General features: G+C 62.5%; 13 protein-coding genes. 8 read left to right on the plus strand and 5 right to left on the minus strand.

All coding sequences use genetic code 11. The annotated features are described in order from the left end of the window. Nucleotides 1-280: 280 nt before the first annotated feature. From NZ453_RS19485 to mgrA, 3 genes are all read right to left on the minus strand, one after another. Nucleotides 281-982, minus strand: coding sequence for a PEP-CTERM sorting domain-containing protein (locus NZ453_RS19485; protein ID WP_263772583.1), 702 nt, complete (start codon nt 980-982; stop codon nt 281-283). A gap of 75 nt (nt 983-1,057) precedes the next feature. After that, on the minus strand, nt 1,058-1,741 hold the full coding sequence (locus NZ453_RS19490) for a PEP-CTERM sorting domain-containing protein (protein WP_263772585.1): 684 nt from the start codon (nt 1,739-1,741) through the stop codon (nt 1,058-1,060). Between the two features lie 280 nt (nt 1,742-2,021). After that, a complete protein-coding gene (mgrA, locus tag NZ453_RS19495) occupies nt 2,022-3,056 on the minus strand; it encodes an L-glyceraldehyde 3-phosphate reductase (RefSeq protein WP_263772586.1) in 1,035 nt (344 codons plus the stop codon). 419 nt (nt 3,057-3,475) lie between these two features. Here mgrA and opgC point away from each other — a divergent pair, with 419 nt between their 5' ends. After that, nucleotides 3,476-4,699, plus strand: a complete 1,224-nt coding sequence (opgC, locus tag NZ453_RS19500; protein WP_263772587.1) for an OpgC domain-containing protein — start codon at nt 3,476-3,478, stop codon at nt 4,697-4,699. Here opgC and NZ453_RS19505 read toward each other — a convergent pair. Next, nucleotides 4,619-5,350 (minus strand): SGNH/GDSL hydrolase family protein, encoded by a 732-nt coding sequence (locus NZ453_RS19505; RefSeq protein ID WP_263772588.1) that lies wholly within the window; start codon nt 5,348-5,350, stop codon nt 4,619-4,621. The genes opgC and NZ453_RS19505 overlap by 81 nt on opposite strands. A 288-nt stretch (nt 5,351-5,638) precedes the next feature. Here NZ453_RS19505 and NZ453_RS19510 point away from each other — a divergent pair, with 288 nt between their 5' ends. Further along, nucleotides 5,639-6,988: an MATE family efflux transporter gene (locus NZ453_RS19510; protein WP_263772589.1), complete on the plus strand. Its 1,350-nt coding sequence runs from the start codon at nt 5,639-5,641 to the stop codon at nt 6,986-6,988. Between the two features lie 94 nt (nt 6,989-7,082). On the opposite strand, the gene NZ453_RS19515 is transcribed toward NZ453_RS19510, so the two are convergent. Continuing rightward, on the minus strand, nt 7,083-7,997 hold the full coding sequence (locus NZ453_RS19515) for a DMT family transporter (protein ID WP_263772590.1): 915 nt from the start codon (nt 7,995-7,997) through the stop codon (nt 7,083-7,085). 376 nt (nt 7,998-8,373) lie between these two features. Here NZ453_RS19515 and NZ453_RS19520 point away from each other — a divergent pair, with 376 nt between their 5' ends. The 6 genes from NZ453_RS19520 (at nt 8,374) to NZ453_RS19545 (ending at nt 12,696) form a co-directional block, all read left to right on the plus strand. Then, complete coding sequence (locus NZ453_RS19520) at nt 8,374-9,084, plus strand: hypothetical protein (RefSeq protein ID WP_263772592.1); 711 nt, start codon at nt 8,374-8,376, stop codon at nt 9,082-9,084. 231 nt (nt 9,085-9,315) lie between these two features. Next, nucleotides 9,316-9,708, plus strand: coding sequence for a DUF3135 domain-containing protein (locus NZ453_RS19525; protein ID WP_263772594.1), 393 nt, complete (start codon nt 9,316-9,318; stop codon nt 9,706-9,708). A 127-nt stretch (nt 9,709-9,835) separates the two neighbouring features. Further along, nucleotides 9,836-10,843, plus strand: coding sequence for a tRNA dihydrouridine synthase (locus NZ453_RS19530; RefSeq protein WP_263772595.1), 1,008 nt, complete (start codon nt 9,836-9,838; stop codon nt 10,841-10,843). Continuing rightward, a complete protein-coding gene (gene trmB / locus NZ453_RS19535) occupies nt 10,843-11,547 on the plus strand; it encodes a tRNA (guanine(46)-N(7))-methyltransferase TrmB (protein ID WP_263772597.1) in 705 nt (234 codons plus the stop codon). The genes NZ453_RS19530 and trmB overlap by 1 nt, the downstream gene beginning before the upstream one ends. 133 nt (nt 11,548-11,680) lie before the next feature. Further along, on the plus strand, nt 11,681-12,271 hold the full coding sequence (locus NZ453_RS19540; RefSeq protein ID WP_263772598.1) for an LOG family protein: 591 nt from the start codon (nt 11,681-11,683) through the stop codon (nt 12,269-12,271). An 89-nt stretch (nt 12,272-12,360) separates the two neighbouring features. Beyond that, nucleotides 12,361-12,696, plus strand: a complete 336-nt coding sequence (locus NZ453_RS19545; RefSeq protein WP_263772599.1) for a YkgJ family cysteine cluster protein — start codon at nt 12,361-12,363, stop codon at nt 12,694-12,696. Nucleotides 12,697-12,710 lie beyond the last annotated feature (14 nt).

Here is a 12,710-nt window from a genome sequence, read left to right on the forward strand (position 1 = left end):
GCGGCACACGGTGCCTTGGCGATGACCACCCCCGGCGATACCTCGATGGTGCGTGTCGAGGAAGTCGAAGCCGCCATGAAGGGCAAGGGCGCTCGCGTCATCCGGTAAGCGGCGCCACTAAACCGGCTCGGCTGCCGTCGGCGGCTCCCCGAGACCCACATTTGCGGCGCGAAGCTCGAAACGAAACACAACGGCCTCCTTACGGAGGCCGTTACTTTTGCGTCGTGGCATCGATTCCCGATTTTCGCCCGATAGATTGCACGGCCGACTTTGAGCCTCCTTATGCGCTCCCGGGTTCCTTTGTCGATCGGGATTTTCGCCGTTCTCCCACTCGCCAGGCGATACCGAGCAAACCCAGCCCGAGCAAGGCCGCGGAAGGTGGCTCTGGGACGGCTGTTGCTGCGTAACGGTATGTCAGGTCGTCGATCATGGCGTCGGCCGGTCGGTCGAAATACCCCCAGATATTTATGTAAGAAATGCCTGACGGGGCTTGGAAAGTCACAAACTGATTGGGCTCATAGGGCCGTTGATCGGGGTTGTCCGGATATGACTCCCCAGCGGTGAAGACATATCCCAGGAATCCCGAAGGTCCAGAAAAGGCGAGAGTGAGTTGGTCTTGAATCCCGGCGCTCACATACATGCTGACGAAAGTGGGAAGCGTCCCGACAAAGTGGAGTTGCAGTATCGCGCCTCCGAGCAGGAAATTGGGCCCGGACACGGGGTGCTCATAGCCGCTCCAATACTCGTTCAGATAGCCGTCATCAATCATTAAGCCTTGGGAAAGGTATTCGTTCGTCAGCGGGTGGTAGTCGAAAGCAAACGGATCTCCGATGCCAGGATAAGGGAGCCGCGGGATGTCGTCGAAATCAATGAATACGGCATGAGCAGCCGGTGAGACGGCTGCGAAAGTCAGGCCGCAGATAGCCGTGGCGAACGCACGGCCGGCCATGCGGCGAAGTGCGCGAGGCAACGAAATAGGCATATGTCCTCCAGCAGAGGTTTGAAATCGCGGGAAGTCAATCCGGGAAAACCGGCCAGGTGTTACGCCGGGAAGTGGTCACGCATCCCGGGACCGGCCCCGTCGGCGATGCCAAGCGAAGCCGACCAAACCCATCGCCAGCAAGGCCGCGGAAGATGGCTCGGGGACGGCCGTCGGCGCGTACAGATACGTGAGGTTGTCGATCATCGCGTCGGCCCGCGTGTTGTAGTACGCCGAGATGTTTATCTGCGAAATGCCGGACGGCGCGGTGAAGCTCACAAACTCGTTCGGCTGGTAAGGATGCTCGTTCGGGTCGCCCGGGTAGGTCGCGCCGCCTGTACTCACCGTACCGAGAAGGCCTGAGGTGCCATAGAAGGAGAGGGAAACCGCGTCTTGCAACGCCGCGCTGACGTATAGGCTGACGTAGGTCGGGAGAGGACCGACAAATATCAAAGGTACGAAGACGGATACGAGAAGGTAGTTCGGGCTGGAAAGCGCGTTCGGGTCGCCCTCGTGATACTTCTGCAGATAACCCCCGTCCCCGATGAGCAAACCTTTTGACTGGTACTCGTTGGACAGCGGGTGATAAGCGAAGAAGTCAGGGTCACCTCCCCCAGGATAAGGATAGTAGGGGATGTCATCGAAGTTGATGAAAATCGCATGAGCGGCGGGGGAGGCGGCGGCGAAAGCTAAGCCGCAAGCGGCCATGACAAAGGCACGGCTGGTCGTGCGGTGAAGCGCTTGGGGCAAGGATATGGGCATGTGTCCTCCTGCAGACGGTTGAAGCCGCGCGACGCCCATCCGGACAACCGGCTGGGCGTTACGACAGGAAACGAACACGCACCGCGGAGAGGCCTCGTTAACGCAAAAAGTGGACCAACCGGACCCAAACGGGCTTGGCCTGCACGCAACGAGGCCGATGCGCGTTTTTCAGAGACGCACCGGGTCTGAAAAGTTCCTCGCGGTTCACTCGCCAGCCGCCGTTTTTCAACCGCTGGCGAGGAGTATCGACAGCTATACGCGGTTTCTCGACGGTACGAAATCAGCCGGCGAGACTCGAGGCGGCCCAGATATTGAGATCGGCGTCGCGGGCCCAAACGTCGATTTCCGCGAGTTCTGCCGGCGAGAAGGCCAGATTCGACAAGGCGGCGATGTTTTCTTCCAACTGACTGATCCGGCTGGCGCCGATCAATGCGGAGGTGACCTGCGGGTGGCGCAATACCCAGGCCAGTGCCATCTGGGCCAGCGTCTGCCCGCGACGTTCGGCGATTTCGGAGAGGTGACGGATCTTTTCCAGGTTGGCGGGCGTCAGGTAGTTGTCGCGGAACGACGCCGTACCTTTCGCCTTGCGCGATCCGGCCGGTATGCCGCCTAAGTACTTGTTGGTCAGCAGCCCTTGCGCCAGCGGCGAGAACGCGATGCAGCCGATTCCCTCATCCTTCAGGGTGCCGAGCAGTTCGTCCTCGACCCAGCGATTGAGCATCGAGTATGACGGCTGGTGAATCACGCAGGGCGTGCCCATCTGCCGCAATAGCGCAGAGGCTTCGCGCGTCTTCTTCGCCGAGTATGACGAGATGCCCGCGTACAGCGCTTTGCCCTGGCGCACGGCCGTGGCCAGCGCACCCATCGTTTCCTCGAGCGGCGTATCGGGGTCGTAACGGTGCGAATAGAAAATATCGACGTAATCGAGGCGCATCCGCTTCAAACTCTGGTTCAGGCTGGCGAGCAGGCTCTTGCGCGAGCCGTCGACACCGTACGGGCCAGGCCACATCAGGTAGCCAGCCTTCGTCGAAATAATCAACTCGTCGCGATACGGCGCGAGGTCGGTGGCGAGGACGCGTCCGAGGAGTTCCTCGGCCGCTCCGGGTGGCGGTCCGTAGTTGTTGGCAAGATCGAAGTGCGTGATGCCAAGGTCGAAGGCGCGCAGCAGCAGAGCGCGCGCCGTTGCGTAGTCGGTGCTTTCGCCGAAGTTTTGCCAGAGCCCGAGCGAGAGGGTGGGGAGTTTCAGACCGCTGCGCCCCGACCGGCGGTAGGGCATGGTGTCGTAGCGCTGCTCATTGGGTATGTAGGTCGTCATCGTGGCCTCCTGAACGGCGGCGATGGTAAACGGGGAGGACGGAACGAACAAGCCCACAACGAGTGGCGAGCGATGCACCTATCGGACAGATTCGCGGCCCCATCTCCGGCGCTGTGGCAACAATTGCCGTTCCTCGACGCGGCGCGTCGCCAGCGATGGCCGCAACCCCTTTATCGCGGGCTTCATCAGGATCGCGGGCTCCTCAGACCGAACGTTTGGCGGCGAAAACGGTCGATTATCAAGGGAAGGGCAAAAGGCGCGGCGACGAGGCACGATGAATGTCAGCCCTCGGCGTAGCCGGGTCTCAAAAAAAGGATAACTTTTCGTATCTGCCCGTCCTGCCGACGGCGCGATATCGGACTCTCTCCTTAATGGTCGACGCGTTTTGACTCCGCGTCGACGAGAGCCCGGAGGACGGTATGACCCGCCGACCCGAATTTGACGCCTTGCGCGGCCTGATGCTCTTGTTGATGACGCTGACGCATCTGCCCACCCGTTTTGCCATTCCGATCGGTCAGCCGTTCGGTTACGTATCGGCGGCGGAAGGTTTCGTCCTGCTCTCCGGCTTCCTTGCCGGCGCGGTCTACATGCAACGTCAGCGCAAGGAGGGCGCGGCCGCCATGCGGCGGGCGGCCGTGAAGCGGGCGGCGAAAATCTACTTGTGCCAGGTCGCGCTCCTTGCGTTTCTGTTTACCGTTATTGCCGCATTGGGATCGAAAACGGGACGAGAGGCTATCATCAACCTTATGTCGTTCTTTTGGGGGCACCCCTGGACGGCGGTCGTTTCGTCGCTGTTCCTGATCCACAATCCCCCGCTGCTCGACATTCTGCCGATGTACGTCCTGTTCATGCTGGCCAGTCCCGTTCTCCTCAACTGGGGGGCGCGCCGCGGCTGGCTGGGCGTGTTTGCGGGAAGCATGATCTTGTGGCTTGCTTGCCAGTTGGGCTTGGGGCTCGTCCTGTACGAGTTCTTGGCCGGAACGTTCCGCATTCGCGTTCCGGTGGAGCACACCGGGTCTTTCGAATGGTTCGGCTGGCAGTTTCTCTGGGTTCTCGGCCTGTGGATGGGCGCTCAGTCCGTCACCCCGGAAAGCAAGGCGCTTCCCGACAATTTCCCGCGCTGGCTGATCCTCGTCGCCGCGGCCGTGGCCATCGTCGGCTTTTCGTGGCGCCATCTGGTCGGGCAGGTGCCGTTTTCCGATCCTCAACTCAATCAATTGCAGGACAAGTGGTTCCTCGGACCGTTGCGGCTGCTCAATCTCTTTGCACTGATGGTGCTTACGATGCAGTTCGGTACCGATCTCTACGCCCGGTTGCCGCGATTGCGGCCCCTGGAAATCATTGGCGCCGAGGGATTGCCGGTTTTCTGCACGCACCTTGTCCTCTCGCTGCTTGCGCTCGCATTGGTCGGCGAAAGCCTGCCCGAAAGGCGGCTGTGGATCGACGTCGTGATTCTTGCCGCGAGCCTGCCGACGCTTTACGTCGTGGCCCTGATCAGTGCCGAGTTCAGCCGACGCGAAGCGGGCAAGCCGGCGTCGGCAGGAATCGAAGGGCGCCGGACTTCATCGCAGGTACCCGGCGATCACCTCGCGCCAAACCGCGTAGCCTGCCTCGTTCAGGTGCAGCGCGTCGTCGCGAAATAGCTCGCTCCGCGGCATCCCGTTCTCGTCGATCATCCGCGAGAACACGTCGATGTAACCCAGCCCCGGCCTCGCGGCGACGAAGTCGGCGACAAGCCGGTTCGTTTCGCGGATTTTTCCCAGCAACGGGGCGCGTAGCGGACTGGGTTTGATCGAGAGGAAAGTGATGCGGGTCTCCGGCAGTTCGGCGCGGACCCCGTCTACGAACTCGTTGAAACTGCGCAGGATGTCTTGCGGAGAGCGGCCCTCGGCCAGGTCGTTATCGCCGGCGTATACGATGACGAGGCGAGGTTTGTACGGTAACACCAGGCGCTGAAGATAGCGCGTGCAGTCCGACATGCGGGAGCCGCCGAAACCGCGTTTGACGATTACCGGTGCGTCGAACTGCTCTTCCAGGTCGTTCCACAAGCGGATCGACGAACTTCCGACGAAAAGGACGCCACCCGGAGGCGGCAATTGAGCTGCATCGGCGGCGGCGAAAGCGTCGAGACTGGCCTGCCAAGGCGTTTCTGCGGCGGCATGGGCTGCCGCGAGCGGGGTTGGTGTGGGCGTTTGCGCGGTCGCCGGCAGCGCCAGGGCGGCGAGAAGCGCCCAGATGACGGTGGCCAGCCGCCAGGGCGCGGAGGGCAAGCAATTCGGAAACGGCAAGTTCATGGGCCACACGTAGAGGAGCAAGCGCCGTTCACCATACCGTGTTCCAGCCCGCCGTGGAGAAACCCCGGTCCACATCGGCCGACGATCGCGATCAGCCAGCACGGTGGGAAGATGTCGGAGAAGCGAGGATCGCGGCCGGCCCTTTCGGCATCGCTCCTCGGGGTTGCAGGCCGCTACCGGGGGCGGGCGCCCCTTGCTATGATGGAAACAGCCGCAGCAAGTCGTTGTTCCCCAAAAACGTCGCCCCGCTGTTTCCGGGTAGTCGAGCCCCGAGACCTCCTCGCGTAGATGCCCCTTCCCAACCGCCCGCGAATCAACGCCATTGCCGGCCCGATCCTCGGCGAGTTTCTGCTCGCCTACACGGTGGCGATCATCGGGCTGTGGCTCGCCTCGCATACGTCGGACGGCGCCGCGGCCAGCCTTGGTTTGGCCACCCAATTGCTTGAATCGCTTTACGTGGTTTTCCGCGTCCTGGCTATCGGTATGGGCGTCGTGATCACCCAACTGCTCGGCGGCGAACAGACCGACCGGGCGCGGACCACCGCGCTGGCGGGCCTCGGGGCGTGTACCTGGTCGGGCCTTGGGTTGGTGGCGATCCTGCTTCTTGCCAACGAGCTGATCCTTGATCTGCTCAATGCGCCGGACGAGATCGTGCCCATGGTGGCGCCGTACCTGCAGCTTCTCGCCCCGGCAGCGATGATGGACGGCTACAACCTCACCATGGCAGCCATCTTGCGTGCCCATCTGCACGTGCGCGACTCGCTAAGGGTGATGATCGTCATGCACTGCGTTCACCTCGCGCTTGCCGTTCCGCTCATGCTGGGCGTCGGCGAATGGGAAGGCTTCGGCCTGTACGGTTTCGCGCAGGCTCTGTTTGCCAGCCGCGCCGTCGGCTTGACACTGCATCTGTGGCTATGGCGCCGACGCATGAAGCTCATCCCGACGCGGCGCGACTGGTGGAAGTTCCAGCCATTGATCCTCGCACCGGTGTTGCGCATCGGACTACCCGGCGCGTCGGCCGAGCTTGGGTATCGGGCGGCGTTCATGGTTTCTCTGGCCAGCGTCGCCCGCTTGGGCGTCGTCGCGCTTGCTACCCATTCGTATGTGCTGCAGCTGTTGCGCTACGTCTTCCTGATCAGCCTGGCGATCGGTTGGGCTGTCGAGATCATGGTCGGGCGTCTCGTCGGCGCCGGTTATTTCAGGCAAGCACACGAACTCGTGCGTAAGAGCCTGCGCAATGGCTTGCTTGCTTCATGCAGCATGGCGCTCATCGCTGCATTGACCGCTCCGTGGTTGATGCGGATTTTTACCAAGGACCCGGCGGTGATCCATGCGGCGCAAACGCTGCTGTGGATTGCGATCGGCCTCGAAGGGGGCCGCGTCTTCAATCTGGTCGTCACGGCGGCACTCCGCGCCACGGGGGACGTCGTTTATCCGGTGGTTGCCAGCGTCGGGTCGTTTGCCTTCGTGCTCGGTTTGGGTTCGTACTTCCTGAGCCGGGTCTTCGGGTTGCCCGGAATCTTCATTGTTTACGCCGCCGACGAATGGGTGCGCGGTCTGCTGATGCTCTCACGATGGCAGTGGCGCGGCTGGTTGCCGCACGCACGCAGTGCGCAACGCCGCGTGCGCGAGCGCTAGGGCCTATCGGGTCTATCCAAAACCGCTTCCTGTAGCGCTTTGCTCGGTCCGGCCTACTTTCAATGGATCGTCCCCCGCGTTGAAGGGCATTCTGCTACGGTTGAACCGTTGACAACCGTTCGCGGCGGCGCTGCCCCATCCCGAGCAACTCATTGAAAACCAGCGCACCAATCACCAGCCCGCCGCCTATTAGTGTGTCACTGGAAGGCCGCTCATCGGCGCCCAGCCAAGCCCAGGTGACCCCGAACACGACTTCGAGCAGGCTGAGCAACGAAATTTCCGGCGCGGGTAATTCCCGTGTCAGGCGCACGACGAGCAGACAGGGGATGGCCAGTTGGGCCACGCCGAGCAATCCGAGCAACCCGAGATCGTGCGCGTTGGCCTGAAAGGGATAGGCAAACGGGAGCGTCACGATGGCCGACAGCGTGGCGCCGATCAAAACGGCCGGCAGCATGTCGATTCCCTCGTCGCTGCCCGAGTCGGCGGAAGTCCCCGACGCGAACTGCAAAACGGTCCAGTTGATGGCGGCGGCCACCGGGACGAAAGCTCCGATTAACGTACCGGCGAACGAAGCGCCGGAAGCCGCGTCGCGTCCGAACATCCAGGCAATGCCCAGACTCGCCAGCACGATGGCTAGCCAGGTGCGGCCCGGCAACCGGTGGCCCAGAAACAGGCGGGAGAACAGGGCGGTGATTAATGGCCCGATGGCCATGGTGACGAGGACGTTTGCGACCGTTGTCAGCGTCATGGCGACCATGAATGCGGTATACATCACCGCCCAGCAAGCACCGGAAGCCCATAACGGCCAAGGCGCGCGGGCGATACCACGCCAAAGACCGCTGCCGCGCATGGTGACGAGGACCAAGGTCAACATCGAGGCGTTGAAGAAGCTGCGCCAGAAAGTGACCTCGAAACTGCGTGCCGCGTCGAGATGCCGGGTCACCACGCCCGCCATGCTCCACATCAGCGTTGCAAGAACCATCAGGGCGGCGGCGCGTTGGTGCGTCATGGTCTGGAACCGGCTACGCCGGTGATTGGGGCCAAAGGAATGGAGTATCGGCCATGGTAGCGGCAGCGGTCAAACGCATCCTGCGCCGCCTGTATGAGCCCCGTGCATTTGCCCAAAGGCCGCCTTGCGCACTGCGAGTGCCTGGCAGGCGGGAACGACTTTTGCCGATCCCGCGAGGCTATCGGCGACCAGTCAATCGGGTGGGTCGATTTGGCCCGGTCCTTGTCAGTGCGGCGAAGAACGAGGACGGCGAGTGCCCATCTTGGCGGTCAGGGAACGAGAGTTTGTTCGTGCCCAGAGCTTATCTTTGGGCCGGTTTGGGCGGGATCCAGTCTTCCATGCCGGTGGTGCTTGGTTGTTGTTGAGGGTTCTGTCTATGAAGCGCATTTCCTTCATGCTTATGCTGTTGATTGCACTCCCACTTCAGGCGGCAAGCCTGAAGTTCCAGTTCGGCGGTACGTATTCCGCGGGGGAGGAATACCCGGACGGAACCTTCAACGTCTCGTACCAGCTCAACACGATGCCGACTGATTTCACGTACGCCGACGTGCTCGACCCGAGCGGCAGAACGGTGCACGACTACTTCACCGGCGTGCCGCGGTTCTCCGTGAGCAGCGACTCCTCGGGCACGATGCCCTTTTCTCACATCGAGGCGCTGAGCGTGCAGTTCGACGACAGAGCACCCCTGGCCTTGCGGCCCTTCTCCCTGAGCCAGTCCATCTCATCGATCGGGTACAACCGTTACCAATATCAGTTCCAGTTGTGGGTGGCGGGGGACCGCTTCGGCTTCTTGGCCTATAACCTCAGTTTCTCCCCGCGGCCGGAGGATGGCCCGTGGGACAAAGCTCTCATCGAATCGCTGACCGATCCGGACATGCTGCTTACGAGGGCTGTTCTCGGCGGTACGTCCCCGGCGTACATGGAACTGAGTCAGTTCAACTATGGCCTGAACGTCAACCGGTTCGCGATTACCTCGGCAGCAGCGCAAATCCCCGAACCGAGCGCCGTGGCCTTGATTGCCGCCGGGCTCATCCTCTTGCTCCTCGCGACGTCCCGAGTTCGCCGCCCAGCGCGCCGCCGGGACTAGAACTCCAAGGACTCGTCACGGTCGATCGTTTTACGCGGTTCTCCTCGCGCATGGCACAGCAGATGGGGCCACGGCGCCAATGCACAAATTGTCCTCGGACAGAGGTTTTCGTCAGGGTTTTCCTCTCGTTGAACGTGTTGTGGTTTGTATTCCGTCAGCATTGCGGCAAACATCCGGAAAAAAAGGCGGTCCAACCGACGTCCGCGCAGTGATTTACCAGGAGAAGTGCGTATGAGCACGCCCAAACCCATGGCGCTTCCGAGTCAGGAAGCGCTTGCAAGGCTTGCCAGCGAAGACCCGCAGGCATTTGAGACCTTACGCCACGATCTCGTGGAGAACTGCATCCTTCGGGCGCCCGAACGGCTCCAGCTTCGCCTGCGGCAATTGCAATTTCGCATCGACGGCATCCGCCGTCGGGCGGGTTCGCCGCTCGGCGCACTGATCAAGATCCAAAACCTAATGTGGGAAAGTTTCCTGCGCATGGACAGCGAGCTTCAACGCTACGCGCGGTCGACCGCCGCCATGGCGTCGAATGATCCGGCACCGCTTCAACGCCCGCGCGCCCAGGTTATCGACTTCCAGTCTCGATTGCTTGCGCGGCAGCGGGGGGCCGCGCCGATCTGAGGAATAGCTCCGCCGTTCTCTTCCGCGGCTTCGATCTTGCGCGGTGAGCGACTCCGTTGTCGAAAGGGACAGCAGGAGCGCGCGAGGCGAAGGGTAGAATGGCGCCTCTCGAAACTCCTATCCGCTCATGGGAAGATTGCTCCTCGCCCCGATGGAAGGGCTGGCCGACTGCGTCCTGCGCGACGTCCTGACCCGCATCGGCGGTTACGACGCGGCAGTAAGCGAGTTCGTCCGCGTCTCCGGCTCGTTGCTGCCGCCGCGCACGTTCCGTCGCATTTGCCCTGAGCTCGATAACGGCAGCCGGACGTGGGCTGGAACGCCGGTCGTCGTTCAGTTGCTGGGTAGCGACCCCGTCTGTATGGCCGAGAACGCCGCTCAACTGGCGAGCTTGTCGCCCGTCGGTATCGACCTTAACTTCGGCTGCCCGGCGCCGACGGTGAACCGCCATGGCGGAGGAGCCATGTTGCTCGACGATCCCGCCACGATGCAACGTATCGTAGAGGCGGTGCGAGGAGCCGTTCCGGCGGCGATTCCTGTGTCGGCCAAGATGCGTCTCGGTGTGCGTGATACCAGCAAGGCAATCGAGTGTGCGCAAGCGCTGGCACACGGCGGTGCGGGATCGCTCGTCGTTCATGCGCGGACTAAGGAAGACGGGTATCGACCCCCGGCCCATTGGGAGTGGGTAGCGCGGATCCGCGAGTCGGTACCCATTCCGGTGACGGCCAACGGAGAGGTGTGGACCCCAGCCGATTACGTTCGTTGCCGGCAGGTCACGGGCTGTGCTGACGTGATGATCGGCCGCGGCGCAGTTGCGGATCCGTTTCTTGCCCGTCGCATCCGTGCTTACACTTCTCAGCCCGACCTTGATGCGAACATGGAGACATCGCGCCGCGACGATTGGGCCGCGCTCCTACCGCTGCTCGGCGAGTTCTGGTGCCAGGTGCAGGGGCGCGTGCTGCCGGCCCATGCGCCCGGACGCCTGAAACTATGGCTGAACGCGCTGCGCACAACGTTTCCCGAAGCACAGGCGCTTTACGCTGCGGTACGTCCGCTGCGCGGCATCGAAGAGACGGAGCGTATGCTTGCGCACCACGGCGTCCCCGAGGAGAGACTCCTCGTGGCCGAGGCGGCGTGATGAAAAGCGACCAGTCCGGTAACTCGCGCGTACCGGCCGGAGCGCAAACGGGAACACACGAAAACCTGTCTTCGCTGCTGGACCGCCATCGCGCGGCACCTTTCCGCAAACCCTTCGCCGATTACAACCGGGCCGCCTTCGAAGCGAGCATGGAGCGCCGGGAGCAGGTTGCCGCCGGCCTGCCGCTGATCCTCGATGCCGGATGCGGCGTCGGTGAAAGCACGATCGCTCTCGCGCGGGCGTTCCCGGATCACTACGTGATCGGCGTCGATCAGTCCGCTTCACGGCTGGCGCGCAACATCCCGGGCAAGAACGCTCTGACTGGCCTGCCCGGGAACCTTGATCTCGTGCGCGCCGATCTCGTGGACTACTGGCGTTTGTTGCAAGGAGCCGGAATCGCGCTGGCGCGTCATTACCTCCTGTACCCCAACCCATGGCCGAAGATCGGGCACGTGGCCCGTCGCTGGCACGGACACCCGGTGTTTCCGACCGTGCTTGCGCTCGGCGGCCTTCTCGAATGCCGTACCAACTGGCGCATTTACATCGACGAGTTCTGCTTTGCCGTCGAGTGCCTGACAAGCCGGCCGGTGGTGTCGGAGGACTATGTCCCAGCCGAGCCGCTGACGCCGTTCGAGCGCAAGTACCTGACATCGGGGCACGCGCTGTATCGGGCAACGATCGATCTGGGCCATCGCCTGTCTTGAGCGGTAGTCTCAAGGGTTGACGCCCTTCATTGGCGCGGTTGACTGAACGCCCAATGCCTCCGAAGGTGTCTTTGAAACGCAGGCGGCCGAGTTATCAGCAATAATTATGTGTTTTGTTTCTTGGTGTGTGTCCATGCGTTCGGTTTGCGTCTTCTGTGGTTCTTCTTCCGGGCACGATGCGGCCTTCGCGTCGGCTGCGGCCAGTTTCGGCCAACTGCTGGCCAGCGAAGGCATCGAACTTGTCTGGGGCGGTGGCAACGTGGGTCTCATGGGCGTTGTGGCCGACAGCGTTCTATCCACGGGAGGGCGTGTTTATGGCGTCATACCCTCGTTCATGGAGAAGCGGGAACTGGCGCATCCTCAGGCGACGGAACTCGTCGTCGTCGACAGCATGCATGCGCGCAAGGCCGCCATGGCCCAGCGCGCCGAAGCTTTCGTCGCACTGCCTGGCGGCTACGGTACGCTCGACGAACTCTTCGAGATCATCACCTGGGCCCAACTGCACATCCATGCCAAGCCGGTCGGATTGCTCAACGTCCGAGGCTTCTTCGACCCATTGCTGGCTATGGTGCGGCACATGTCGGCCGAGGGGTTCATCAAACCGCCTCATCTCAACCTTTTTCACGTAGCCGAGCAGCCCGTGGAACTGCTTCGCTCCATGCGTGTCCACGTGGCCCCGCAAGGCGACTGGCTCGGGGAAAAGCTGGCATCCGATGCCCGGTGAAGGAGTCTGTGCGGCTGGCGTGGAATGTTTGCGGCGAGGTCGCCCCTGGGAGACAATTCCTTTTCCTTTCGCTAGGGTCCAAATAGAAGGTGTCTGATCAAGCCTGCTTGAGTTGCGGAGCGTGTTGTGCGGCGTTTCGTGTCGATTTCCACTGTTCCGAACTTGCCATTGACGGCAAGGCGGGCGTGCCGGCGTCTCTGACTGTTCCGCTGACGGCGACCCTGGTACGGATGCGCGGTACCGACGAGGCGCCGCCGCGTTGCGCCGCGCTGGCCGGCGAAGTCGGCAAAGAGGTTCGTTGCACGATCTACCGTGAGCGCCCCGGGCCGTGCCGGGACTTCGCGCCCTATGCGCCGCTCGGGATGGGCGACGATGCGTGCGACCGGGCGCGACGGCGGCATGGTTTGCCGCCGCTCGCCCTTTGACCTCTCGATCAACC

It is taken from the genome of Propionivibrio soli (assembly GCF_025770765.1).
GTDB lineage: Bacteria > Pseudomonadota > Gammaproteobacteria > Burkholderiales > Rhodocyclaceae > Propionivibrio > Propionivibrio soli.

Bases quoted from the DNA above. Each gene is read 5' to 3' on its own strand.
- NZ453_RS19485 (WP_263772583.1), bottom strand. From the start codon at position 982: ATGCCTATTTCGTTGCCTCGCGCACTTCGCCGCATGGCCGGCCGTGCG.
- NZ453_RS19490 (WP_263772585.1), bottom strand. From the start codon at position 1,741: ATGCCCATATCCTTGCCCCAAGCGCTTCACCGCACGACCAGCCGTGCC.
- mgrA (WP_263772586.1), bottom strand. From the start codon at position 3,056: ATGACGACCTACATACCCAATGAGCAGCGCTACGACACCATGCCCTAC.
- opgC (WP_263772587.1), top strand. From the start codon at position 3,476: ATGACCCGCCGACCCGAATTTGACGCCTTGCGCGGCCTGATGCTCTTG.
- NZ453_RS19505 (WP_263772588.1), bottom strand. From the start codon at position 5,350: ATGAACTTGCCGTTTCCGAATTGCTTGCCCTCCGCGCCCTGGCGGCTG.
- NZ453_RS19510 (WP_263772589.1), top strand. From the start codon at position 5,639: ATGCCCCTTCCCAACCGCCCGCGAATCAACGCCATTGCCGGCCCGATC.
- NZ453_RS19515 (WP_263772590.1), bottom strand. From the start codon at position 7,997: ATGACGCACCAACGCGCCGCCGCCCTGATGGTTCTTGCAACGCTGATG.
- NZ453_RS19520 (WP_263772592.1), top strand. From the start codon at position 8,374: ATGAAGCGCATTTCCTTCATGCTTATGCTGTTGATTGCACTCCCACTT.
- NZ453_RS19525 (WP_263772594.1), top strand. From the start codon at position 9,316: ATGAGCACGCCCAAACCCATGGCGCTTCCGAGTCAGGAAGCGCTTGCA.
- NZ453_RS19530 (WP_263772595.1), top strand. From the start codon at position 9,836: ATGGGAAGATTGCTCCTCGCCCCGATGGAAGGGCTGGCCGACTGCGTC.
- trmB (WP_263772597.1), top strand. From the start codon at position 10,843: ATGAAAAGCGACCAGTCCGGTAACTCGCGCGTACCGGCCGGAGCGCAA.
- NZ453_RS19540 (WP_263772598.1), top strand. From the start codon at position 11,681: ATGCGTTCGGTTTGCGTCTTCTGTGGTTCTTCTTCCGGGCACGATGCG.